Consider the following 24,866-nt stretch of genomic DNA (forward strand, 5'->3'; position numbering starts at 1 on the left):
GACTGTTTCATATTAAAAAGAATCATGTCTGCTTCGGGATGAGCAGCAAATTCCTTAAGTATATCTTCCTTATATCCTTCTCTGTAAAGGATATCTTCGTCTGAAAAGAGGATTATTTCGCCTCTTGCATGAGTAATAGTAATATTTCTTGACTTACCTACTCCTCTTTCATCACAATGAAAACACCTTATAAGATGAGTCCTGTAGGTGTACTCTGAATAAGCAAACTCATGGCACTGATTGACTATAATGGCATCGCTCTGAAGATTCATGGCAGCTGCAAGTGTAGTTGTATTCTGGTCTACAGCTGAGATCACGACTTCAAGCTCAGGTACGTAATTTTCTTCCATATTCATATCATCCACTTTAACCTTTAAATCCCGGACTTTGGCAATCTGTAATACCAGTTCAAAAATGTCATATCTGCCTTGGTCATAATGATTCCAAGAACAGGACAGTCATGCTTATGAAGCTGGCTGATCATGTGCTCTGCCATAGCTCCTCTTCTGTCAGCAGCGGGTATTGCTATAACTACTCCCTCGCATTCACTTATCTCTCTATAGGACTCAAGTGTTGACCCTGGAAGAGGCATTGCTTCTATCCTGGTTCTTTCGAAATTAAATGAACTCTTAACTATATCCTTAAAGTCTTCAACACACTTTTTAGAATTATCTGATCCTTCAGTATCATTTACTGATATAAAAGCAATACTTGAGTGAGCTCCAAGAGTCTTCTTACTGCAGGCTATAAGCTCGTTTTTAAATCGTGTTGGAAGTTCCTGATTATCAAAAGGCAGAACTCCAAGTACAGGGATATGGTATCTCTTCTCTGCATCCTCCGGCACATAGATAGCATCATCCATGGCATCAAGAAGGATCATAATCATTATTACAAGAAATACTGCAATTCCTGCTCCAAGAGCGGCTGCTACTGCTGTCCTGTCTGTTATAGCTTCAAGAGATGGCTCGTCATCCTCTCGTTCGAGATTTATGGATATGAACTCGTCTCTTTTTTGTCCATAAGATATAAGTGCATTATCTGTTGCAGTAAGTATTGCCTTAGTCAGCTCCTTGTCTGTGTTATTTATTGTAATAACAAGATATCTAAGATCCGAAGGGACAGATGCTGTGGTACTTCTAAGCACTTCATCTCTTGTAACTCCGCCTTCTACAGAGCCTGGAGTCTCACTTCCTGAAGCAAGCTCGGTAATCCCCATCTCTTTAAGATTATCCATGGTAGTGTTGATGATCTCATCTGTTGTCATCAGCTGATTCCAGGTATATCCGTTATAGTAGTCGTATACTTCTCCGGTCTCATCAGGTGTAAATATAAGATAGAGCATGGACGTAGCTTCATAGGTTCTTGCAGGCGCATAGACAACATTTGCAGCAAAATAGATCGCAAATCCCGCCACTGCTCCTATCAAGGCTGCAAGCGGTATAAGCCATATTTTTCTAAGGAGTCTTCCATAGAAACATCTTATATTCATGTTTTCATTTCTGTGACCTGTATCTTCAAGTGCCATCAGTTCTCGTTCTCCTGTGATTGTTTTTTCATGGCTGTTATCTGATTCTCTTCTACTCCTTCTGTTGCATCAGGTGTAAAGAGAATCTTGATTGTAAGGAGCATAAGCTTTATATCAAGCCATACAGAGTAGTTCTGGATATAGAACAGGTCAAGCTTTAGCTTATCATAAGGTGTTGTATTGTACTTGCCATAAACCTGGGCATAGCCTGCAAGGCCGGCCTTGACCTTCATTCTGTATGCAAACTCAGGCATCTCTTCCATGTACTGCTCTATGATCTCAGGTCTTTCTGGACGTGGTCCGATAAAAGACATCTCACCCTTTAAGATGTTAAAGAGCTGCGGAAGTTCATCAATCCTGACTTTACGAATAAAGTTACCGATAGGTGTAATTCTTGAATCGTTCTTGGACGCAAGGCGGGCAACACCGTCTTTTTCCGCATCCTGTCTCATGCTCCTGAACTTGATGATCTTGAAAGGCTTCTGATTTACAGTACATCTTACCTGCTTATAAAATACAGGTCCCTTGTCATACAAGTGGACACATATAGCAGTAATAAGCATTATCGGGCTCGTTAAGACTATAAGAATAAGTGAGCATATGATGTCGATAAATCTTTTTACGATCCTTTGTTCTATCTTGATGGAGTATTCTCTAAGGAGAAGAATAGGTGTATCAAAGAGGTGAAGCTGGTCAGATCCTCTTACAAGTACGTCAGTTATCTTAGGCATGATATACATTCTGATAGAGTGTGCATAACAGAACTTAACAAGTTCATTTCTCTTCTGAGTCGGTATATCCCAGATGATAACGCCGCCGTATTCATTACTAAGACACTCTTTTTTCAAAACATCCATATCAGCTGAGATATTGATTCTCTTTGTGATATGGAATCTGTCAGGTCTTGAGCCGAACTTGTGCTCTATGTCATCTGTAGGGTGATTGCCTGATATAAGAAGGAGCTCTCTTGGCATCTGCACAAATCTTTTGAACAGAAAGTCCACAACATAGGTCCATATGAAGGACAAGACGAGCTCGAAAAACAGAACCTTAAGTATTGGTCCTACAGAAACCAGCCAGTTTCTCATAAGTGAGAGCTGGAAATATGAGATTATATTGACAATAAGCAGTGTGAATATCTGAGACAGAAATACGTCCAGAGGTTTATCATAACCAACCCTTAATCCTCCATAGGTTCGTGAAAAGAAAAAGAGTAACATGAAATAGATGAGCAGAACTACAATATGTCCGTTCACCGTATATTTAATACCATTACCAAGTACGTAGCCATCCTGACTTATACGAACAGATGCCAGTTCCGGATAATAACTTTCAAACCAGAACCAGGCATATACAAATGTCTCGAGGATGAGCTCGCACATGCCTATTATTAGTGTAATGATTCTTTTTGTAGATTCAGAATAACGTCTGCGTGCCATAAAATCCTTCCCCTGAGTAATCGCAGAATTAACCGGCCTCATTTAAGGCCTTAAGCTTATAAAAGCTTCCTATATGTCCTCTTTTACAAGATACATAGGTCTTTTCTTGACTTCAAGATAAGTTTTGGACAGGTACTGTCCTACAACTCCAAGGCAGAAAAGCTGCACTCCACTGACCAGCATGATGATACAGATAGTAGATGGCCATCCGGTTGTCGGATCCTCCCAGAACAGACTTCTTACCAGAATGAAGAGTATTCCTATAAAAGCAATAGCGCAGAACAAAGTACCTATAATTGATGCTATAGCAAGCGGTACAGTTGAAAAGGCTATTATTCCATCAATTGCATATACAAAGAGCTTCCAGAAAGACCACTTGGTCTCTCCCTTTTTTCTTTCTATGTTTTCAAATTCGATCCACTTGGTACTAAAGCCTACCCAGCCAAATATACCCTTGGAGAATCTGTTATATTCTTCCATTGAAAGGATCGCATCAACAAAGCGTCTTGTCATAAGACGGTAATCTCTGGCACCGTCTACTATCTCAGTCTTAGACATCTTGTTGATAAGATGATAGAACCTTCTTGCAAAAAATGATCTTATCGGAGGCTCACCTTTTCTGTCAACACGTCTTGTTGCAACAGAATCATAGCCTTCGTTAACTATATAGCTGTACATCTGTGGAAGAAGTGCCGGCGGATCCTGAAGATCAGCATCAAGCATTACGACATAGTCTCCCTTTGCATGTTGAAGTCCTGCATAGATTGCAGCTTCTTTTCCAAAATTTCTTGAAAAGCTTACAAGATGGACTCTCTTATCCTTATCTATAAGCTTGTGTACTTCTGCAACTGTTCCGTCCTTTGATCCGTCGTCTATATATATAACTTCAAATTCGACTTCCTTAGCATTAAAGAACTCTTCTGTCTTCATGAGCTCTTCATAAAAATCTGCTACGTTCTCTTCTTCGTTATAGCATGGAACGATGACGCTTAATAATTTCATAGTAATCCTCGTATATAGTTATTTTAATTCTATTGTAATTCATCAACATTATAACATAGATATGCAAAAAGCACAGAAGCAGGGCTAAAAGTTGTCGTCGCCGACAAACTTTAGCCCCGCCCCTGCGTGAGAGTTATGTATCGTTCCTGAGTTTTTGTTTAAACAAAAGGAGTTTCCGGCGTTTCTTCTGCCGGCTGTGCTGTATCATCTTCTACAGCTGCTTTCTCATATGCATCAAGGATCATCGTTTGAATCTGCTGGCGTGTATCGGAATTGATTGGATGAGCTATGTCACGGTATTCACCATCCGCAGACTTCTTGGATGGCATAGCAATGAACAATCCTTTTTCGCCTTCGATTACCTTGATATCATGAACTACAAATTCATTATCAAAAGTAATAGAAACTACTGCTTTCATTTTGCCCTGTTTCAGAACCTTACGAACACGTACATCTGTAATCTTCATTTGTTTGCCCCCTCGTAGGCACTTTTGGCAGGCATGCAATCAAATTGTCATGTGCCGGATGAATTAACACTCAGATGACATATCTCTCGTTATTTTCTACCACCACCTGAACTTTGTCTTCTCCCTTGCAATAGGAGTTGGCCTGTATTGTGCCGTGACTTTCCACAATACAGTTCTCGATATGAGTATTATCGCCAATATAAACATCGTTAAGGATGATGGAATTCTTAATATAGCAGTTGTTGCCGATGAAGGACTCTTTGAATACAAGTGAATCCTCAACAGTTCCGTTAATGATACATCCGCTTGATATAAGGCTGTTCTTGACTCTTACACCGACATTGTACTTAGCAGGTGGAAGGTCTATGACCTTGGTGTAAATATTCGGATATTCATTAAAGAAATAGTTCCTTACTTCCGGTTTAAGAAAATCCATGTTGGTCTTGTAGTAATCTTCAACTGTAGCTATGTTAGACCAGTACTCTTTGATCTTATAGCCGTAGATACGCTTCATATCTTTGTATCTAACGAGAATATCACGTACAAAATCAAATCTTTCTTCTGCTTCAGCTTTCTCGATAAGCTCGATAAGCTGTCTTCTTCTTATTACATATATACCGCAGGAAACTGTGTTGGACTTAGCTACAACAGGCTTTTCCTCAAACTCATCAATACGGCTTTCCTCGTTCATTCTGATAGTTCCGTATCTGTCTGTGTTAACATCTGCAGGCATATCCTTGCATACAACTGTGATATCTGCCTGTTTGTTAATATGATATTCAAGGAGCTTGTTGTAATCCATCTTGTAGACGCAGTCACCTGATGTGATTATTACATAAGGCTCGTGACATTTTCTGAGGAAATCAAGATTCTGTCCGATAGCGTCTGCTGTTCCTCTGTACCATCTTGAATTGCTTGCTGTCTGTGTGGGTGTGAATATGAACATTCCACCCTGCTTACGTCCAAAATCCCACCATTTACTTGATGAAAGGTGTTCATTAAGTGAACCGGCATTATATTGAGTAATTACGCCAACTGTCTGTATATGAGAGTTGGACATATTTGAAAGTGCGAAGTCAATGCTGCGGTAATGGCCTGCTATGGGCATTGCGCATACTGCTCTTTTTTCAGAGAGCTCACCCATCTTGCTGCTGTTACCACCTGCTAGTATAATTCCTATTGCTCTCATGATTCATCACCTGCCTTATCCAGAGTTCTTCCGCTGCCAAGCTTTCCATTCTTGTAATCCTTGGCATTTGTAACACCGTTGATCATAACATTCTTACCGATAGTTACCTTGTCCGGAATAACAGATCCTTCACCGAGAGTTACAAGGCCTTCTCTGTAGATATCAGGTCTTGTTTCGTTAGGAGCTTCCTCGCCATCACCAAGCTTAACATCAGAGCCTACACGGCACTCTTCATCGATGATAGCCTTTTCTATGTTACAGTTATCGCCTATTATCGTTCCGTTCATGACAATTGAATGGCTGACAACTGTTCCCTTACCAATCTTAACTCCGCTACCAATTACTGAATTATATACTTCACCTTCGATCTCAGAACCTTCACCTATGATACTTCTTTCGATGGTGCTGTCAGGTCCCAGATACTGCGGAGGCTGAACGTCATTCTTGGTATAGATCTTCCAATATTCTTCATAAAGGTTGAACTCAGGAACGATATCGATAAGCTCCATATTAGCTTCCCAATATGAAGTAAGTGTTCCTACGTCCTTCCAGTAGCTGTCGAATTCGTAAGCAAAGAGTCTCTCACCCTTGCCATGACAATAAGGTATAACATGCTTACCAAAATCAAGTCCCGGCTGGTCACGGTTAACTGTAAGTGCCTCTTTGAGTGCTTCCCAGGAAAAGATATAAATACCCATTGAAGCAAGATTTGAGCGTGGATGCTCAGGCTTCTCTTCAAAGTCTACGATCTGGTTCTGATCATCTGTGATCATGATACCAAAACGGCTTGCCTCTTCCATTGGTACAGGCATTACGGCTATGGTTACATCTGCATTATTAGCCTTATGGAAATCGAGCATTGTCTCGTAATCCATCTTATAAATGTGGTCACCAGAAAGGACCAGAACATAATCAGGATGATATGCTTCCATATACTCCATGTTCTGATAAATCGCATTAGCAGTACCTGTATACCATTCACTGTTTCCAACTTTCTCATAAGGAGGAAGAACAGTTACGCCACCAAAATTACGGTCGAGGTCCCAGGATATTCCGATTCCGATATGTGAATTGAGCTTAAGAGGTCTGTACTGTGTAAGTACGCCTACGGTATCAATTCCAGAATTAATACAATTACTGAGTGGGAAATCTATAATTCTATACTTTCCCCCAAATGAAACTGCCGGTTTAGCCATCCTATCAGTGAGGACGCCCAATCTGCTACCCTGCCCCCCTGCGAGCAGCATGGCTATCATTTCCTTTTTAATCATCTTGCCACCTCGCGTATGATGTCGATTTTGAACATTTCTGTTCTTTTAAAATTGTGCATCAGCACAGAAAAAATAATGCGGAACTTTATTGCAGCCTGATATTGCAGAACGTGACTGCAACGGTAGAACTATGGTAAAACATAAAGAAACGAAGATGCGAAATATCTCCGATTAAAAGTATATCACAGAATGTGCCATTATGAAACGTAAAATCGCAATAATTCATTTAATCATTTATTGCTTATTTAACAGTCTGATAGAGATTTGCTATAATAAGGCCTGGTACACTTTGAAAGTGCACGAATTTTTCAACTTCAGGAAATCTCAGATTCTTGAATTGGCAATTCAAAACGCGGTACACGAAATAATTTATCTATATATAGTAGGAGAAGAATAAGTTTGAAAATAAAATTTTCAAACTTCACAAAGTGGTGTCGCGAGCTCCACCACTTCAACCATTAGTCACTCGTTTCACTCGCGACATGAGGAGAAAAATATGAATATATATATTTCAGGAATATCTGGAACCGGAATGGGACCACTTGCTTTAATGGCCAAAAAAGCCGGAATAAATGTTTATGGTTCCGACAGGAGTCTTGGTGCAATAGCAAATGAGCTTGAAAAAGCAGGAATTGAGTATCAGGTTGGTCCTCAGGATGGCACCTATTTTTCTGAAAAAATAGATTCAGTTGGAATAGACTGGTTCATTTACACTTCAGCTCTTCCTCAGGATCACCCTGAACTTGTTATGGCAAGAGACAGAGGAATCAAGGTATCAAAGCGAGATGAACTTATAGCTAAGCTGGTAAAAGATCTTGACCTTAAAATGGTAGCTGTAGCAGGAACACATGGTAAAACAACTACTACATCAATGCTGGTCTGGGCAATAGACAAGCTTACAGATGAGAATAATAACAGGCTCCTGCCCTCTTCATATCTTGTAGGAACCACTCTTTCTTTTGTTCCATCCGGATCCTACAAAGAAGGGGACAAGTTCTTTATTTATGAAGCGGATGAGTATGATAGGAATTTCCTTAATTTCCATCCATGGGTGAGCTTAATAACCTATGTGTCCTACGATCACCCTGATATTTATAAGACAAGAGAAGACTATGAGCAGGCTTTCATACAGTTTGAGGATCAGTCTGAGAAGGTAATCTTTGCAACTAAAGAAGCTTCCATCCATGGCGCTGACGCCCTTAAAGCTAAGGGCAAAGATGTGCAGATCATCCCAGGGATCGATCAGCGTATCAATATTTCGGGAAGTCCAAGAAGAGAAGATGCAACCACAGCATTTTTTGCCATAAAAGAAATGCTTAGTTTCTGCGGCAAAGAGGTTTCCGATGAAAGAATCCTCTGCGTTTTAAACGAATTCCCAGGAGTAGGACGTAGATTCGAGCGTATATGTGAAGGCTTTTATTCAGACTATGCCCACCACCCGGAGGAAGTAAAAGCTACAATAGATATTGCCAAAGAAGAAGCCAAGAAGCTTTCCAAAAAGGGCGTTGTAGTCATTTATCAGCCCCATCAGAACACCCGCCAGCACGAAGTAAGGCACCTCTATAAGGATGCTTTCGACGAAGCGGACAAGATATACTGGCTTCCTACTTATCTTACTAGAGAAGATGAAAGCCTTCCTGTTATAACACCTGAAGAGTTTATAGCTGATATAAGTGCAAAGGATAAGGCATTTGTAGCTGAACTTGATGATGACCTTGCGGAAAAAATAAAGGCAGACCACAGCGATGGGTATCTGATTATACTATTAACTGCAGGACCTGCGGATAAATGGTTCAGAAACGTAGTAAAATAAACTGATTCTTTTCAGTGGATTAACGCACATGCCCAAATATACAACTATTTCCGACTTTTGAAAACATTAGTTAGCTTTAAAAATTTCTTTTGCAAAATTGCACTAAAGGAAACTTGTTGATAACAAGGGATGCCGCAAATGTGTAAAGAATCGGCAATCACCAAAATGGCAAATGATTTTTCCACATTGTCCACATTTTAAACCGGATTTTTGGAGCGAAAACCTTTAAGATAACAACCGTTACATTCACATCCCCAAAGGCTTGTAAATGTAGCGGTTCTTTTTTGAAACTTCCACATTATCCACCGTCTCCACACTGATTTTATAAAATCTTTTATCATGCTACGCAAGGAGGGCAAATCGTCTTTTTGCCTATTTGCACGAAAAAATCCCTGTGCTATACTCTGAATTGTTCGGAGGTATTCAAAGCCGAACACTCAGATCCAAAGCGGATCTGTCTAAATGTTTTTTTCACAGTATAAGGCTCATGTTTTATTTTTTACACAAACGAAGTGCCTGGCTTGTAGGGAGGAAGACATTTCGTAAAATATGTGACACCAAAGGGGACACTAGCTTATGATGGGGAAAGTGACAATGAGTCATCACACAGCGGCCAGCCAGACTGCTGTTACCAACGCATTTATTGATTACTATATGGGAGATGCCAATGATGCTCAGATCAAGGTTTACCTTTACCTTCTGCGCATGATGCAGGCAGGACTTTCTACCAGCGTCTGTGATATCGCTGATAAATTCAATGACACCGAAAAAGATATAATGAGAGCCCTTACTTATTGGGAAAAGAAAGGTCTCATCGGTCTTGAGTATGACGCTGCAGGTCATCTTCTCAGTATTTCTTTAGAAGATATTCCTGAAGTCCATGACAGCGCTAAAGTCACTGTTATGCCCGGATCAAGAGCCATCAAGGCAAGTTCACCTGCTACTCCTGCAATTGCTCATCGTCCTAAGAAATCAGACGAGAAAGAGAATCAGCAGCTTGTATTCCTTGCAGAGCAGTACTTTGGCAGAACTTTAAGTCCCGCTGATATCCAGAAGATCTTCTATATACATAATGACCTTGAGTTCTCTATGGATCTTATGGACTACCTGATGCAGTACTGCGCTGAACAGGGCAAAAAAGACTTCCGTTATATGGAGAAAGTCGCTGAGAACTGGGCAGAGGCAGGAATCAAGACTACCCGTCAGGCCAAAGCAAGAGCAAGAAAATATAATAAGAATGTTTATACCGTTATGAAGGAGCTTGGATTTGATAATACTCCCGCTCCTGCAGAAGCTGCATATATAGAACGCTGGTTCAACGAATATGGCTTTTCTCTCGAAATCGTTATCGAAGCCTGTTCAAGAACAGTTCTTTCTACACAAAAGAACAGACTCCAGTATGCAGAAGGTATATTAAAGAGCTGGCATGAATCTAATGTGTCATCTCAGGAAGATATCTCTAAGCTCGACCAGAGTCATACCGTAGAATCTTCAGATAATACTAAAGCTTCAAAGAAGACATCAGGCAAGAACAACTTATATCTTCAGTTCCAGCAGAACACCTATGACTTTGATGCTTTGGAAAAAGAACTAGTTAAGAATTAAGCTAAACAAAATACACCTCAGGGAGCAGACCATTGGCACTTAATAACGCGCAATATAATGAAATCATGCACGAGTACGAGATCAAACAGCTTAAGAGTCGCGCAGAGGCAGACAAAAGACGCGACTACGTTTACGCTCATGTCCCGGGATTCAAGGAACTCGCAGAGTCGATTCCCTCAATTTCGGTTGATTTTGAGATAGGGAGGCTATCAGGTGACAATCAGAGCATGGATGTTCTGAGACAAAAGCTGGCTGCCGTCACCGCTCGCAAAAAATCCCTGCTGAAGGAGGCTGGTCTTCCGGAAGACTATCTCGAACCCATCTACGAATGTCCTGACTGTAAGGACACAGGTTATATAGGTACTGAGAAATGCCATTGTTTTCAGCAGCGCACAATTAAGCTTCTCTATGCTAAGTCCAATCTGGAACTGTTGACCAGTACAAACAACTTCAATAAGTTGTCGGAAGAGTATTATGGAGGTGATGATCTAGCGCATTTTCAGGCAGCGGAAAAAATCTCTAAAAGCTTCGTTAAAAACTTCAGAACAGACTACCAAAATATAGTTTTCTATGGTACAGTAGGAACCGGTAAAACCTTTTTATCTATTTGCATAGCAAAGGAACTGCTTGATCTGGGAACTGCCGTGATATATTTCAGTAGCAGCGACCTTTTCAGACAACTTTCGGATTATGCATTTGATTATAATTCAAAATCCGAACTTGAAAACCTTTGCGATTACCTTTACAATTGTGAATTGCTGATAATAGATGATTTAGGTACAGAACTTACAAACTCCTTTGTTATCGCTCAGTTGTTTACTATCCTAAACGAGAGAGACTTAAGGCATAGATCTACTATTATTTCAACTAATCTCTCACTACAGGAAATACATGGCAGATATCAGGACAGAGTATTTTCACGTATCATGAGTCATTTCCAGCTTCTTAAATTAACGGGTACAGACATACGTCTGCAAAAAGCAAAAAGGTAAGTTTTGGGAATACTGTTTTCAAGTGAAAGTGAGGATTTTTTTCAATGCCAAAAAGAGAAGAAAAACGTGATCTGGAGACCATTCCGGTAGGTTCCCTGGGAGTTATCCCCCTTAAGGGTGTCAGGAAACTGGCTGAACAGGTAGATTATTACCTTGTTAAATGGAGGGCAGAACGTGAGAACGAGCACAAGGGGAGTCTCGCATTCTCCGGTTATGAGCGTCCTTCATACCTTCTGGATTGTGACCTTCCAAGATTCGGAACCGGTGAAGGTAAGGGTGTTATCAAGACTTCTGTAAGAGGTGATGACCTTTACATTCTGGTAGATGTTGTTAACTATAGTCTGACATATAAACTTTTTGGCAAAGAAAATCATATGTCTCCTGATGATCATTATCAGGATTTAAAGAGAATTATTGCAGCAGTTGGCGGTAAGGCACGCAGAATCACTGTGATCATGCCATTCCTTTATGAGTCACGTCAGCACAAGAGATCAGGACGTGAATCCCTCGATTGTGCTATCGCGCTTCAGGAACTGACATCTATGGGTGTAGATAACATTATCACATTCGATGCACATGATCCTCGTGTACAGAACGCTATTCCGCTCAATGGTTTCGAAACAGTTCGTACAACTTATCAGTTTATAAAAGCACTCCTGCGCAATGTGAGCGGCCTCAAGATTGATTCGGATCATATGATGGTAATAAGCCCTGATGAGGGAGGCATGGGCCGTGCTATATATCTGGCCAGCGTACTTGGTCTTGATGTAGGCATGTTTTATAAGCGTCGCGACTACACTCAGGTAGTTGACGGACGTAACCCGATACTGTCCCACGAATTCCTGGGATCTTCAGTAGAAGGTAAGACAGTTATCATCATAGACGATATGATCTCTTCCGGGGAAAGCATGCTTGATGTTGCCGCAGAGCTGAAAGAGCGCAAGGCCGCCAGGATCTACGTATTCTCGACCTTTGGACTCTTCACATCAGGACTCGAGAAGTTTGATGAAGCCTATGAAAAGGGCATTATCGACAGAATCCTGACGACCAATCTGATCTATCAGACACCGGAGCTTCTCTCACGCGAATGGTACATTAGTACTGACATGAGCAAGTATATTGCTTATATTATCGACACACTTAATCATGATGCTTCTATCAGTGATCTTCTTAATCCTGTAGAACGTATCAATTCAATCATAACTCGTTACAATAACGGAGAATTAGAAGAATTCGCAACACTGAAAAATTAAATTTTTTCAGTCAAAAATCAAGTTACGAAAAACTTACACCAACTTTTAAAGGACCATCACTGGGGAGTGATGGTCCTTTTATTTTTAGCTCAAACTTTTATATCGAAAAAAGCGCTAGGTTTTGCCAGTGTCTGGATATTATATATGATTCTATAAATTCTCGTTTCTATTTGTACAGATACGTCAGGAAATGATTACCGTTTTCCTCAAACAAGTCTATAGAATCATTCATTCCATTCTTATATACGCTGGCTGTTCCCTTAGCAGGATTAAAGAGGACTATATTCTGGCTGTTAAAGCCTATAAGAAGCATAGCGCTACCATCAGATAATCTTACCATTACAGGGATATCCTGATTAAGGTAATAGAGCATAGCGTTCATGTCACAGCCATCGTATTCAAGGATAGTCGCTCCAGGAAGACTCTGCGCAAGGATTTCTTCTGCAGTACTGCCCTCTTCGAGCATCTTTCCAACGTCAACATTTATCCCTTCAAACTCAAGCATTGCACGAAGACACACTTCTGTAGAATTATCAGCACTATAGTTCTTGTCTTCTACGTTATAGGTTATGCTCATTATCTGATTACTTGTAAGAAGATTACCTGAGTACCATACATAATCGTTGGAGTTATCAACTATAACGCCCTTGCAGGTATATGCCATATTTAGAGCATCAGCGGCATTAACAGTAATGTCTGTAACTCTGTCCTTGTAATAAACAAAGAACATATTGTTTTCATTAACAGAGTTTTCAACTGCTACTTCCCTGCTTCCCTCATACAGAGTCTGAGAAGGAGTCAGCACCTTTAAAGATGCTGCAGTTACTGAAGTTTTAAGGCTTATCCTTGCTGTAAGCTTATAAGCCTCAGTATTAACATATTCAAGGATATTAGAGCCTTCCTCAACTTCAAGTGTGCTCATGATCTGGTCCTGAGTTGACTCTTCGTAAAAGCCTGTTCCCTCATTCCACTTAACTCTGGACAAGATGATCTGATTATCTTTGATAAGAGTTCCTATAGTGAAGTTACCCTCTGACTTATAGTTCTCTAGAAGTCTTCCCTCTTTGTCCTGTATTCTTATTGAATACATGGCATATACAGGGTTGCCCATCTGATCATCGTGGATATCTTCTTCCTTCACAACTCCATAAACAAGGTCTTCGTCCATATATCCAAGGAGGATTATATACTCCCCATCATCTGGCTCTATAGTAGTAACTGCCTGGGTTGCAAAGTTCATGATATTTATGGACTTAAGGCCAGCCCTGCTTGACTTATCCTGCCATGCTATCATCTCGCCTGACTCCGGCATTTCATACTCACAGCCAAGCATATTGCTTATTACTGATTCGTAGGTCCTGCCTTCAAGATCAACAGCCAGAAGATCGCTTCCAAGTATCACATAGAACTGACTGCTGTTTCCAAGTGTAGCTATCTTCCTTGCATAAGCCATAATAATGTCTTCGCTCTGATTACTTGGGATAAAGACCTGCTCTTCAACTGTATTGGTTGAAGCATTGTAGGCATAAACTGCAATTCCGACTTTACCTTCGTGAATTCCGCGGTTCATGTATCCCGCAACAGAGAAATAGACGTTACCTGCCTCATCAATGTTAAGGATCTGAATTGAGTTATCCTGATGCAAACATCTTGAATCATTGTTATCTTCATCGTAAAAACCAAAGATGTAAGCAAGTTTATTATTAGTTACATTGTAGGAAAAAAGCCTGTCCTGACATACAAAGGCAAAGGCAGATCCACCCTCGTTCTCTGTAAACTCAATATTATCAGTATCTGCTATTCCTAAATTTATCTCGTCGCCGTCAAACTCATCCTTATCAGGATTAAAAATGCTATTCATTGTACGCTCATAGTTAAGGAGATAAATCCTGTCTTTGGTGTAGCGCACTCTGAAATACTCTTCAACATTGCAGGTGTACTCTTTTTCTCCGCCTACTGTCACCTGATACTTCAGAAGAAAGCTTCCTGTCTGCTCGTGAAGATCTACTGTCAGAACTTCAGGAGCAGTATGAGATTTAATCTCAAGGTCTCCCCAGGTAACCTGATTTAAGCTTGAGTTGATATTAACCTTGGCATAGGTAGTATTATCACCTGATGAATTAGACTCAAGATAGGTCTTTATTTCTTCAGGGGCTTTTTCTTTATCAAAAGTAGTCTCTGAAAAGTGCTTAACGAAATCAAGCTTTTCATCAAAGTAGTAGCGCTCCTCATCACCTGTCCATACAATCCTTGATATGTATCTGACTGTCTGTCCGTCTACATCAGCCATTATTACAAGGGCATATTCCTTATTAACATCTATAAGGTCTTTTATCTGAAAACCGAGTGTTACAGTATCTTTTGCTGCACTTTTTACAGAGTTTTCTATCTGCGTGCTCTCAACAAGACTACTGCCATCAAGAGTACGAACTTCAAACTTAAAATTCGTTGCATCCTGGCCATAGAGGTTCATTACAGCAGTGATTTCCCTGTCTTTTCCTGTTGGGAAAATAGTTCCATGCACGTACCTTACATCCATTTCAGATGTGTAGCCATAAAGAGTGCACAGGGAATTGTCATTTTCAATCAAGGACAATGTTGGAAGGGTCGCCGAAGACATCTGAGCAGTCATATCACTACTTTGATGATTAGTGAATCGACTTATCAGAATAAGGCTCAAGATGAAAACTATGATTATATATATGATCTTTATTATCGTCTTTTTCATGATGGTTTACCAAATATATTTATCATTTGACTTATTATCCGTCACAATGTAAGCTATTTTTAATAACCTGTAGTTTAGCATATATGGAAAACCGTGAGGTGGAATATGGAAAATCCAATTCTGTACCGTAAGCGGATAATACCAGATGAGTGTATTAAATTAAAGGATGATGTCATTCTCTATCATGATTCAACCATGATCATGACGTCATGGCGTGCTTTTCGCCAAAAAGATTATCTTTCTTACGGATATTCCTGTTATTTCCTGGATCAAGGCTTCAAAATGAGTAAGTTCTACAGAGACGATGGCACCTTCAGCAGGTGGTATTTTGACATCGTGTCCTATCAAAAAGGTCCCGAAGACAATTCAATAATGGTTGTAGATCTTCTCGCAGATGTGGTCATCTATCCTGATGATCGTTTCGAAGTCGTGGATCTTGACGAACTGGCTGAGGCTTATGACAAGAGCCTGTTAACTGCTGGTCAGATGCACGAGTGTCTTGAAAGCCTTGACCGTCTTATCAAGATCATCAACGAAAGAAGACTTTCTGAGCTATATCTGCCCTTAGAGATCCAGATATCGAACCTTCGAAATAATGTGCGCGGATAACCTTCCGGAATTACCTTTTCTTATAATAATAAATTTATCTTTTTCTTAGTAGAAAATATGTCCGCCTATCTGTATACCTTCAAGTCCTGGGATCGGAGTCCTGAAATATACGCAGGTTCCGATATTGGTGACTCCGCTCATGGCTTCATCTGCTGCCCTGTAACAGGAAGCAGTTGCCTTGTCCTGCGCAAGAGCAAGCTCAAGTCTTCCACTAGCAACAGGTGAAAATTGTTTGTTCTGGTATATAACTCCCACAACTGTATCAGGGTACACACTAGACAGTACTCTGTTTATTACGACAGCTCCAACTGCAAGCTGTCCTTCATAAGGTTCACCGCCTGCTTCACAGTAAATAAGATTAGCAAGAAGGAATCTGTCTCCTTCTGCAAATGTCACTTCTGAAATATCTCTCCATGACGATGCCGCAGCAAGTCTTGAAAGTCTTATTTCTTCTTCAAGTTTCTTCTGAAGCTCTGCTATATCATTGTCCTTGGCAGCGATCTCCGCTTCCTTGGCTTCTGCCTCAGCTTCCGCAGCATCGATCTGATCAGAATAGTTACTTACTGCATTACTTGTAGATGTTACAAGTCCTGATACTCTGTTCTGCTCTTCAATCTGGGCTGCCTGATAGGATTCAAGCTCAGCCTGCTCTGCTTCAAGCAGTGCTTTGGCTTCTTCGATGCTAGCTACCGTATTCTGATATGCAATGAGCTGCTCCCTGTCATATTCAGAAAGAAGACGTATATACTCACTGTTATTCAGAAAATCCGCAAAGCTTTCTGCTTCAAGAAGTATCTCAATAAGCACAAAATCCTGGGATTCGTATATAAACTGAATACGCTTTTTCATTGCAGCATACTGGTCTGCTTCTGTCTGCATCGCTGCTTCAAGTTGTGCCTGAGTTTCTTCTATTTCTGCTTTTTTTGTATCTATATCAGCTTCGATCTGGGCCAGATTATTACTTACATCTGAGAGCTGGGTATTAAGGTTAGAAAGTTCTGACTTGAGGTCGCTTTGCTCCGACTTAAGGTCATTAACTTCTTCATTTTTTTCATCAAGCTCATTCTGGAGGTTTTCACGTTCTTCCTTGGCATCATCCAAGGCCTTTTTAGTCTCAGAAGTAGCATAGGCAGTATAAGGAGTGTTAACTGCAGCAAAGCGTATACAAATCGAAGTCACGACACAAAGTGCCATGACCTGAAATGATTTTTTCACCCTTCGATGTGCAATTTTCACCCCTCGTCTTCTTGCCATAAAAATCCCGTCTTAAATAGAAATGTGTATATTACGACCTGTGCGCTGATACTGATAATACCTTACACCTGCAGCATTGAACATCTTCTTGGATGCTCTTGTAGATGCTGTATTTTCGTATTTGTCACTGTCATAAATAACAGTTCTGATACCTGCCTGAATGATAGCCTTGGCACATTCATTACAAGGGAAAAGAGAAACATATATCTTTGCACCTTCAAGCGAACCGCCGCGATAATTTAAGATCGCATTAAGCTCTGAATGAGTAACAAACGGATATTTAGTTGCAAGTTCGTCTTCTCCATCTCTTTCCCAAGGAAACTCTTCATCAGAGCAGCCTGTTGGGAAGCCGTTATAACCCATGGATAAGATCTTATTGTCCTGGCTTACTATGCATGAACCCACCTGTGTATTGGGATCCTTGGATCTCATACCGGCAAGCTTTGCTACTCCCATAAAGTACTCATCCCAGGTAATATAGTCTTCTCTTTTCATCTTAGTCCTCCGAACAAATTATTTTGTTCCGAAAATTCTGTCACCGGCATCACCAAGTCCTGGTACGATGTAGCCATGCTCGTTGAGCTTTTCATCAACTGTTCCGATGAAGATATCAATATCAGGATGAGCTTCCTGAACTGTCTTGATTCCTTCAGGAGCTGCGATAATGCACATGAAGTGGATATGCTTGCAGCCTTTTTCCTTGAGCATCTGGATAGCTGCAGCTGATGATCCGCCTGTAGCAAGCATAGGATCAACTACGAAGATTTCTCTGTCTGCAACATCAGCAGGAAGTTTGCAATAATATTCAACAGGCTTAAGTGTTTCAGGGTCGCGGTAAAGACCGATATGACCAACCTTTGCTGCAGGTATAAGCTCGAGCATACCATCAACCATTCCAAGACCCGCGCGAAGAATCGGAACTACGCAGAGCTTTCTTCCCTTAAGTTCCTGTACTACTGTTGTAGTAATGGGTGTCTCTATCTCAACATCCTGAAGCTCAAGATCTCTTGTTGCTTCATAACAGATAAGCTCTGCTATCTCACTGATGATCCTTCTGAATTCGTTAGTTCCTGTTGTCTTTCTTCTGATAAGACCGATCTTGTGTTTGATAAGTGGGTGATCCATTACTACAATTTTAGACATTGTTATTCTCCTCTTTTATATTAGTTAGCATTTGATTGTCTATTTAAGAATTCACGGCCCCCAAAAGGTCCGTTTACTTTTTGAATACTTTTTATAGAATATGTATTCAGAATAATTTTTCGATGATCATTCATTATCCATCATCTTTTTGATTCTGCGGCTGTGCTTTTCAAGACCAGAAAACTCTGTATCAAGGAATGTATCAACGATCTCGCATCCAAGAACAGATCCTACGAATCCGCCTCCCATGGCAAGAACGTTGGCATCATTATGCTCTCTTGTAAGTCTTGCTGATGATACTTCAGAGCAAAGTGCGCAGCGAACGCCCTTTACTTTATTAGCAACCATAGAAATTCCAATTCCGGTTGTGCAGATAACGATACCCTTTTCACATTCTCCGGATGCTACAGCTTTAGCTGCTGCCAGACCAAAATCAGGATAATCGCAGGAATTCTTGTCGTAAGTACCAAAATCCTTGTACTCGATTCCTCTCTCCTTGAGATGCTCCATTACTGCGACTTTAAGATCATATCCGCCATGATCACTGCCAAGTGCTATCATTGTGTGTACTTCCTTCCGCTTAATATTTTATTTGATGTATATATTATAAACAAACACTGGGAATTGGTGGCGACATACAGCACCAATTCCTAGCGATAAAATGTCCCATTTTATCGCATTATATATGCTCAACATGCTGACCGGCAGCCTTTAAGAGCCTGTTCATTATAGCCTGACCTATACCATTTGTATCAAAGGATTCTGAAAACATGACATCCACATCTTCGTCATCAAACTCACGAAGTATGCGGAAAAGTTCGTGCGCAACGCTCCTCTCGTCTTCCCTTGACCCAACGCTTTTGACAACATCAGCCTTGTAGTCTTTAGCAGTAGCATCTGTTGCTATGATGCCTACCTTAAGACCCTGCTCATGCATCTTTAGCGCACGCTCATTAATATATTTTAACACATGTTCCTGGGAACCTTCCACTATTGTTAACTCGCCTTTTGGCGCATAGTGGCGGTATTTCATTCCAGGTGCTTTTGGTTTTTCTTTTGAGTTTGAATCAATAATTGTTTTATCGATAGTTACATCCGGAAGTACCTCTTTTAACATCTCATAGGTTATGTATCCCGGGCGAAGTATCATTGGAACATTTGCGGTAAGATCAACAATAGTTGACTCAAGGCCTATTCCAACCTGGCCTCCGTCAATTATCATATCAACCTTGCCGTCAAGGTCTTCTATGCAGTACTTGGCCACTGTAGGAGATGGTCTTCCTGATGTGTTGGCGCTTGGAGCTGCAATAAATCCGCCGCCTTCTTTGATCATCTGCGCTGCGATCTTATTACTTGGCATACGGATTGCAACTGTTTCAAGACCGCCTGTTGTCTCAAGTGGAATAAGATCAGACTTATTAAGGATCATAGTAAGTGGTCCGGGCCAGAAGGCGTTAGCAAGCTTTATTGCAGCTTCCGGAACATCTGATGCCACCTTGTACAGATCCTCAACCTGCCAGATATGCACTATCAGCGGGTTATCAGAGGGTCTACCCTTTGCGGCATAGATCTTTTTTGACGAATCAGGATTTCTTCCGTCCCCGCCAAGTCCATATACGGTCTCTGTGGGAAAAGCAACAAGGCCACCTCTAAGAAGGATCTCTCCAGCTTTTTTCAAAGCTTCCTGTGCTTTTTCGTCTATATTGTTTTCATCAATTACTACTACCTGTGTTTCCACTTCTTAATACCTCTACTACTTCAAATCAATTATTTACATACGCCTCTAAAATAGGCCAGATATCGCTTGTCTCATATCCAAGCTGCCATGCTGCAACACCTGCGCAGCCATTAACGTCCATTACATTAAGCTTTGTCTGGATTGATTCTGCATCTTCAAGCCAGATCTCAACCTTGGTTCCATCAGACTGTGTATAGGTTCCATAATACTGACAGGTATTCTGATCCCAGGTCATCTCAATGCCGTTTGAGCTTATGTAGCTAGCTGCCCAGGACATGCCACCTGCCTGGCTCTGAACTGTTCCATCAGTACTTGTGAACCATATTCTTGTATAGAATGGTATACCGTTTACGAGCTTATCAGCTGGTACATCTTCAAGAGTATTCTTGATTCCCTCTTCAACATAAGTGATGGATGCAACAGAACCAGCTTCTGCGCTTCCTTCATAGTGCTCATCGTAAGCCATGATAATTACGTAGTCACAAACAACTCCAAGCTCTTTTCTATGAAAAAAGCTATTGCCCATAGGAACAGGGATATCAACAGAAAGTACTGTTCCATTAGCTCTGCAGGCAATTGAAAGCTCTCTGATGAATTCTATATAGTCTTCACCGCCATCAGCTGCGATATCTTCAAGACTTGAACCTGTAAACTCAAGATCGACATTGATTCCATCGATTCCATAGGCTCTTACTTCACTCATAAGGTTATCAATAAGTCTTGCTCTTGATGTGCTAGTCGCAAGTACTGTAGCAGTGTGCCCCTCTCCATCTCTAAAGAAGGAGTTATTGAAGTTATCAAGTGCTGCCCAAACCTGCATTCCGTTTGCATGAGCTGTATTTACATAATCCTGAGTGGCAAAAGATTCTATGCCGCCTTCATTATCACTAAGGGAAAACCATGTTGGTGAGATAACATTGATACCGGTTGTTCCTGATATTGCTGATGAAAGGGTTGAATTACCTGCTTTGCCGCCAATAGACTGCCATACAAGGTTAACCTTGCCATTCATCTTAACTGTTGTATATTCAGGCTCTGCATAGTGGCTAGGCGCAAGGAGGTCTACTGTCTGGATATTTTCCAGAAACTTGTTTTCAACATATCCGATATAGCCGTCAGGGCTTACAACCTTAGCCCAGTCTTCAAGCTTCTCAAGTATTACAACTGTATCTGACTTATTAAGTCCTACAAGGATCTCACTCTTAACGCCGCCGCGAAGTCTTAATTTAGTATCCTTCTTGATAGTAGCTCTAACTTCCTGACCAAATTCTGTGAACATGGTGATGTGATTAGGGTCAGTATAAGCTGTGTATGAGAAATTAGTGTATTTCATTACGTAGTCCATTGCTACATAAAGAGTATCACCTTCGAATACAGCAGCTGCATATCCAAGATCCTCTGAGGATCCGTCAGTAGAGCTTACTGTGCTCTCACCGACATTTGCTGTTAAGATCGCACCAGGAGTTGTATAAACAAGGATCTGCTCCTCTTCGCCGTAGTAGAAACGGTCGTTTAAATACTCCTGTACATCTGAAAATGTCATATAATAAACGCCATCAATAAGTCTGGCATGAAGATCCGTTTTTTCATACTGAAGAATGATCGGAACATCCGCCTCATCTTCTATTCCAAAATAGCTGGTTGTATCTGCCTGTTCATTACTGTAGGAATATTTGTCGTATAATTTTTTACCAACATATCCTCCACCAAGTAAAAATATAAGGAAAATAATTACAAGTACCGGTATAACCTTATGTTTCATAAAACCTCTTCCCTCAAATTCTTATAGTTTTGACCGGGTTATATTTTACCACATAACGTGATACAGTGCCATCTCTGGGGCTATTCCTCCCCATTTTAACGTTTTGCTTTTTTATCTGATCATAACTAAATGTGATATAATTTATATATGCATTAACGCATTCAAAAACACAGCCCTCCGAATCTTTTCGTCAGGCTGTGCGTCTGTAAGCTTTGTGACATGATCTACAATTATATGCAATTGGCGGGATCCTCTTGTTATAAATGTTAATTTAGTCACAAGTATTTCTTTTGTCCAAAGGTTCTATCAGCACCAAAAGGTATCCGTGATATAAATTCTGATATTTTGTTTTAAACTGCCTTTTTTCAAAAAAGATGCTTTTGTCCTCTTATGAGATGCCATTCCGTACCCTGATAATAAAAACTCCTTGAAATATCGTAGCGAAATGCTACTTATAGACTGCGAAATACTTGCGTTTTGTTTTGGTTATCTGCATAATTCGGCTCCCAAAAGCAAAAGTCATACAAATACCGCAGGTATGATAATTTCAGATTTTTGATACGTTGTTTAATTTAAATTGTTTTGTTATTTTTCAAAAATGGGTAATCCCTCAGACTAATATGTCTGTAAGGCGTTCTGTCTGATGCAGAACTAATTACGATATTTTAGAAAACATGCCCCCCTTCCGGATACATATCCTGGAAAGGCATCTCACGAGGAAATATTATACAGCCATTATTCCATTTTTGCAATACCCTTATTTATAAATTCTTTTTATTTTTTTAGAAAAAAGACTCTTAATTATAGGGCTTTGGACCGATACATATATTGACATTACGCAAGGTTTACCTTAGTATTTGTGTAATCAATTTTTACAGCTAAGTTTTCAAGGATGAAATAACAAAAGCAGGAGGTAAGTTTATGAAAATTGAGAAGGTGAATGATCACCAGATCCGTTGCACACTTACCAGAGAGGATCTTACCAAGAGACAGCTCAAAGTTAGTGAGCTCGCATATGGTACTGATAAAGCGCGTGAACTTTTCCAGGAAATGATGCATCAGGCCAATACTCGTTTTGGCTTTAATGCAGAGGATGTTCCGCTCATGATAGAGGCTATTCCTGTTAACTCAGAGTGTATTATTCTGGTTATTACCAAGTCTGAGGATCCTGAAGAGCTGGATACACGTTTTTCAGAATTTGGCCCGTCTGTTCAGGATGATAATGCGTCCTATGAAAATGGTAATGTGGACTATTCCGAGAATACAGAAGAAAATGAAGATGAAGAGGTCATGGATCTGTTCCATCGTCTTCAGGACGGCGACTTCTCCGGATTCCTTGACGGAGTTACCAATCATGAATCCAAGAGACTTAAGGCAGGTCTTAATGCATCTATAAAAAGAGCAGCAAGAAACAATGAAAATTCCTTCTGCTGCTTTAAGCTGAACTCAATGCATGATGTATTAAAGCTTCCGGCACTTCTTCCTCCGGGCTTCCACAGCCGCAATACTTTATTCCGTAACGAGGACGAAGGTGGATATCTACTCTGCATATATGGCAACCAGAATGATAAGCGTTTTACAAACCTTTGCAATCTGTTTGGTGAGTATGCAAAGATGGTGGATACAGCAACTTGCAGTTCTATCTTCCTTGAAGAACATTATCCGATAGTTATTGCAGATAAAGCTCTTCAAAAACTGGCATCAGCTAACTAAAAATATTCTTAGAAATCCGCAGTTTCTGCGGATTTCTTTTTTATGTAAAAAAACGCTCTCGTGGTTTTCATTTTTAACCTCATGTCGCGAGTGAAACGAGTGACTAATGGTTCGATATTGGTGGAGCTCGCGACACCAATTCGGGTTTGAAAGTGGAACACTTTCAAACTTTGTACCACCGATCCATCTTCTGTAGTTTATATTTCAAGCACAAAAATATCCCCTGCGACTTTCGTCGCAGGGGATATTAGTTTTAGCTTATATAGAGACTTATTATCTCTTAGCTGTTTGTATCATACATTGATACAAGTCTTTCCAGATATGCAAGGTGATCCTTAGCATTCTGAGCATTCTCAGCGTACATTCTGTCAGCGTTAGCAGGATTGCTCTTCTTCAGTGACATGTAACGAACCTCACCATCAAGGAATTCCTGATAGTTCTCAGGTTTTGTGTTCTTGAAGTCGAGTGTGAACTTCTTGCCTTCTGCTGCTGGGTTGTATCTGAAGAGGTTCCAGTAACCGCACTCAACGGCTCTCTTTTCCTCTGTCATACATCCTGTCATACCGCCGTTAACCTTGATACCATGGTTGATACAAGGAGCATAAGCGATAACAAGTGATGGACCCGGATAAGCCTCAGCCTCACGAAGAGCCTGAAGTGTCTGGTTCATGTTAGCACCCATAGCGATCTGAGCTACATATACGTAGCCATAGCTCATAGCGATAGAAGCAAGGTCTTTCTGCTTGATAGCCTTACCACCTGCTGCGAACTGTGCAACTGCACCTACAGGAGTAGCCTTGGAAGCCTGTCCACCTGTATTTGAGTAAACCTCAGTGTTAACAACGAGAACGTTTACATCCTTACCGGAAGCAAGTACGTGATCGAGACCACCGAATCCGATATCGAATGCCCATCCGTCACCACCGAAGATCCACTGTGACTTCTTAGCTACAAAGTCTTTATTCTTCTTAATATATTTAGCTGCATCTGAATTATCACCGTCAAGTGCTGCGATAAGTTCATTTGTAGCTGCTGTATTCTCAGCGCCGTTGCTGAATGTATCAAGCCACTTCTGAGCTGCAGCCTTAGCTTTTCCGCCATCGGCCACGATTGTCTCAACCTGCTCTTTTATTGCATCACGAAGTGCGTTCTGAGCAAGTACCATACCCATACCAAACTCTGCGTTGTCCTCGAACAATGAGTTATCCCATGCAGGTCCATGGCCTTCCGCATTTACGGTATAAGGTGTTGAAGGTGAAGAGTTACCCCAAATTGAAGTACATCCTGTTGCGTTTGCAACATACATTCTGTCACCAAAGAGCTGAGTTACAAGCTTAACGTAAGGTGTCTCACCACAACCTGC

21 protein-coding genes are annotated in these 24,866 nt (G+C 40.7%); 6 read left to right on the top strand and 15 right to left on the bottom strand.

All coding sequences use genetic code 11. The annotated features are described in order from the left end of the window. From K6G87_RS10335 to K6G87_RS10365, 7 genes are all read right to left on the bottom strand, one after another. Nucleotides 1–350, bottom strand: a 350-nt coding sequence (locus tag K6G87_RS10335; RefSeq protein WP_296836689.1) for a glycosyltransferase family A protein, incomplete at its 3' end; no start/stop codon positions are given. Between the two features lie 23 nt (nucleotides 351–373). Beyond that, a complete protein-coding gene (locus K6G87_RS10340) occupies nucleotides 374–1,525 on the bottom strand; it encodes a YveK family protein (RefSeq protein WP_296836692.1) in 1,152 nt (383 codons plus the stop codon). After that, a complete protein-coding gene (locus K6G87_RS10345; protein ID WP_296836694.1) occupies nucleotides 1,525–2,964 on the bottom strand; it encodes a sugar transferase in 1,440 nt (479 codons plus the stop codon). Before K6G87_RS10345 ends, K6G87_RS10340 begins: the two co-directional genes overlap by 1 nt. A 69-nt stretch (nucleotides 2,965–3,033) precedes the next feature. After that, nucleotides 3,034–3,966, bottom strand: a complete 933-nt coding sequence (locus K6G87_RS10350) for a glycosyltransferase family 2 protein (protein WP_296836697.1) — start codon at nucleotides 3,964–3,966, stop codon at nucleotides 3,034–3,036. Between the two features lie 158 nt (nucleotides 3,967–4,124). Then, nucleotides 4,125–4,433, bottom strand: a complete 309-nt coding sequence (gene spoVG / locus K6G87_RS10355; RefSeq protein WP_073386568.1) for a septation regulator SpoVG — start codon at nucleotides 4,431–4,433, stop codon at nucleotides 4,125–4,127. A 70-nt stretch (nucleotides 4,434–4,503) separates the two neighbouring features. After that, nucleotides 4,504–5,622 (bottom strand): glucose-1-phosphate adenylyltransferase subunit GlgD, encoded by a 1,119-nt coding sequence (gene glgD, locus K6G87_RS10360; RefSeq protein ID WP_296836706.1) that lies wholly within the window; start codon nucleotides 5,620–5,622, stop codon nucleotides 4,504–4,506. Next, a complete protein-coding gene (locus K6G87_RS10365) occupies nucleotides 5,619–6,893 on the bottom strand; it encodes a glucose-1-phosphate adenylyltransferase (protein WP_296836709.1) in 1,275 nt (424 codons plus the stop codon). Before K6G87_RS10365 ends, glgD begins: the two co-directional genes overlap by 4 nt. Nucleotides 6,894–7,389: 496 nt before the next feature. On the opposite strand from K6G87_RS10365, the gene K6G87_RS10370 reads away from it, so the two are divergent. From K6G87_RS10370 to K6G87_RS10385, 4 genes are all read left to right on the top strand, one after another. Beyond that, a complete protein-coding gene (locus tag K6G87_RS10370) occupies nucleotides 7,390–8,706 on the top strand; it encodes a Mur ligase domain-containing protein (protein ID WP_296836712.1) in 1,317 nt (438 codons plus the stop codon). Nucleotides 8,707–9,282: 576 nt separating this feature from the next. Further along, nucleotides 9,283–10,311, top strand: a complete 1,029-nt coding sequence (locus K6G87_RS10375; protein WP_296836715.1) for a DnaD domain protein — start codon at nucleotides 9,283–9,285, stop codon at nucleotides 10,309–10,311. Nucleotides 10,312–10,343: 32 nt separating this feature from the next. Beyond that, on the top strand, nucleotides 10,344–11,303 hold the full coding sequence (locus K6G87_RS10380) for an ATP-binding protein (RefSeq protein ID WP_296836717.1): 960 nt from the start codon (nucleotides 10,344–10,346) through the stop codon (nucleotides 11,301–11,303). A 44-nt stretch (nucleotides 11,304–11,347) separates the two neighbouring features. Next, nucleotides 11,348–12,556: a ribose-phosphate pyrophosphokinase gene (locus K6G87_RS10385; protein ID WP_073386578.1), complete on the top strand. Its 1,209-nt coding sequence runs from the start codon at nucleotides 11,348–11,350 to the stop codon at nucleotides 12,554–12,556. A gap of 166 nt (nucleotides 12,557–12,722) precedes the next feature. Here K6G87_RS10385 and K6G87_RS10390 read toward each other — a convergent pair whose 3' ends face one another. After that, on the bottom strand, nucleotides 12,723–15,188 hold the full coding sequence (locus K6G87_RS10390) for a hypothetical protein (protein ID WP_296836722.1): 2,466 nt from the start codon (nucleotides 15,186–15,188) through the stop codon (nucleotides 12,723–12,725). Between the two features lie 201 nt (nucleotides 15,189–15,389). On the opposite strand from K6G87_RS10390, the gene K6G87_RS10395 reads away from it, so the two are divergent. Then, nucleotides 15,390–15,893 (top strand): DUF402 domain-containing protein, encoded by a 504-nt coding sequence (locus tag K6G87_RS10395; protein ID WP_296836724.1) that lies wholly within the window; start codon nucleotides 15,390–15,392, stop codon nucleotides 15,891–15,893. A 45-nt stretch (nucleotides 15,894–15,938) separates the two neighbouring features. On the opposite strand, the gene K6G87_RS10400 is transcribed toward K6G87_RS10395, so the two are convergent. The 6 genes from K6G87_RS10400 to K6G87_RS10425 all read right to left on the bottom strand — a co-directional run bounded on the left by K6G87_RS10400 (nucleotide 15,939) and on the right by K6G87_RS10425 (nucleotide 21,790). Next, a complete protein-coding gene (locus K6G87_RS10400; RefSeq protein WP_296836726.1) occupies nucleotides 15,939–17,108 on the bottom strand; it encodes a cell wall hydrolase in 1,170 nt (389 codons plus the stop codon). A 51-nt stretch (nucleotides 17,109–17,159) separates the two neighbouring features. After that, on the bottom strand, nucleotides 17,160–17,642 hold the full coding sequence (locus K6G87_RS10405) for a deoxycytidylate deaminase (protein WP_296836729.1): 483 nt from the start codon (nucleotides 17,640–17,642) through the stop codon (nucleotides 17,160–17,162). Nucleotides 17,643–17,660: 18 nt separating this feature from the next. Continuing rightward, on the bottom strand, nucleotides 17,661–18,290 hold the full coding sequence (gene upp, locus K6G87_RS10410; protein ID WP_296836730.1) for a uracil phosphoribosyltransferase: 630 nt from the start codon (nucleotides 18,288–18,290) through the stop codon (nucleotides 17,661–17,663). 126 nt (nucleotides 18,291–18,416) lie between these two features. Next, nucleotides 18,417–18,851 carry a ribose 5-phosphate isomerase B gene (gene rpiB / locus K6G87_RS10415; RefSeq protein WP_296836732.1) on the bottom strand — a complete coding sequence of 145 codons (435 nt, stop codon included), beginning with the start codon at nucleotides 18,849–18,851 and terminating at the stop codon, nucleotides 18,417–18,419. Between the two features lie 118 nt (nucleotides 18,852–18,969). Then, complete coding sequence (locus tag K6G87_RS10420; RefSeq protein ID WP_296836734.1) at nucleotides 18,970–20,028, bottom strand: L-threonylcarbamoyladenylate synthase; 1,059 nt, start codon at nucleotides 20,026–20,028, stop codon at nucleotides 18,970–18,972. A gap of 25 nt (nucleotides 20,029–20,053) precedes the next feature. Further along, nucleotides 20,054–21,790, bottom strand: a complete 1,737-nt coding sequence (locus tag K6G87_RS10425) for a glycosyl hydrolase family 18 protein (RefSeq protein ID WP_296836738.1) — start codon at nucleotides 21,788–21,790, stop codon at nucleotides 20,054–20,056. 921 nt (nucleotides 21,791–22,711) lie between these two features. Here K6G87_RS10425 and K6G87_RS10430 point away from each other — a divergent pair. Continuing rightward, a complete protein-coding gene (locus tag K6G87_RS10430; RefSeq protein ID WP_296836741.1) occupies nucleotides 22,712–23,503 on the top strand; it encodes an adaptor protein MecA in 792 nt (263 codons plus the stop codon). A gap of 280 nt (nucleotides 23,504–23,783) precedes the next feature. On the opposite strand, the gene K6G87_RS10435 is transcribed toward K6G87_RS10430, so the two are convergent. Continuing rightward, on the bottom strand, nucleotides 23,784–24,866 hold a 1,083-nt coding region (locus tag K6G87_RS10435), incomplete at its 5' end, for a thiamine pyrophosphate-dependent enzyme (RefSeq protein ID WP_296836744.1).

This window comes from Butyrivibrio sp., assembly GCF_024699075.1.

Bases quoted from the DNA above. Each gene is read 5' to 3' on its own strand.
- glgD (WP_296836706.1), bottom strand. From the start codon at position 5,622: ATGAGAGCAATAGGAATTATACTAGCAGGTGGTAACAGCAGCAAGATG.
- K6G87_RS10350 (WP_296836697.1), bottom strand. From the start codon at position 3,966: ATGAAATTATTAAGCGTCATCGTTCCATGCTATAACGAAGAAGAGAAC.
- K6G87_RS10365 (WP_296836709.1), bottom strand. From the start codon at position 6,893: ATGATTAAAAAGGAAATGATAGCCATGCTGCTCGCAGGGGGGCAGGGT.
- K6G87_RS10425 (WP_296836738.1), bottom strand. From the start codon at position 21,790: ATGAAACATAAGGTTATACCGGTACTTGTAATTATTTTCCTTATATTT.
- spoVG (WP_073386568.1), bottom strand. From the start codon at position 4,433: ATGAAGATTACAGATGTACGTGTTCGTAAGGTTCTGAAACAGGGCAAA.
- K6G87_RS10430 (WP_296836741.1), top strand. From the start codon at position 22,712: ATGAAAATTGAGAAGGTGAATGATCACCAGATCCGTTGCACACTTACC.
- upp (WP_296836730.1), bottom strand. From the start codon at position 18,290: ATGTCTAAAATTGTAGTAATGGATCACCCACTTATCAAACACAAGATC.
- K6G87_RS10405 (WP_296836729.1), bottom strand. From the start codon at position 17,642: ATGAAAAGAGAAGACTATATTACCTGGGATGAGTACTTTATGGGAGTA.
- K6G87_RS10390 (WP_296836722.1), bottom strand. From the start codon at position 15,188: ATGACTGCTCAGATGTCTTCGGCGACCCTTCCAACATTGTCCTTGATT.
- K6G87_RS10340 (WP_296836692.1), bottom strand. From the start codon at position 1,525: ATGGCACTTGAAGATACAGGTCACAGAAATGAAAACATGAATATAAGA.
- K6G87_RS10385 (WP_073386578.1), top strand. From the start codon at position 11,348: ATGCCAAAAAGAGAAGAAAAACGTGATCTGGAGACCATTCCGGTAGGT.
- K6G87_RS10370 (WP_296836712.1), top strand. From the start codon at position 7,390: ATGAATATATATATTTCAGGAATATCTGGAACCGGAATGGGACCACTT.
- K6G87_RS10395 (WP_296836724.1), top strand. From the start codon at position 15,390: ATGGAAAATCCAATTCTGTACCGTAAGCGGATAATACCAGATGAGTGT.
- K6G87_RS10375 (WP_296836715.1), top strand. From the start codon at position 9,283: ATGATGGGGAAAGTGACAATGAGTCATCACACAGCGGCCAGCCAGACT.
- rpiB (WP_296836732.1), bottom strand. From the start codon at position 18,851: ATGATAGCACTTGGCAGTGATCATGGCGGATATGATCTTAAAGTCGCA.
- K6G87_RS10345 (WP_296836694.1), bottom strand. From the start codon at position 2,964: ATGGCACGCAGACGTTATTCTGAATCTACAAAAAGAATCATTACACTA.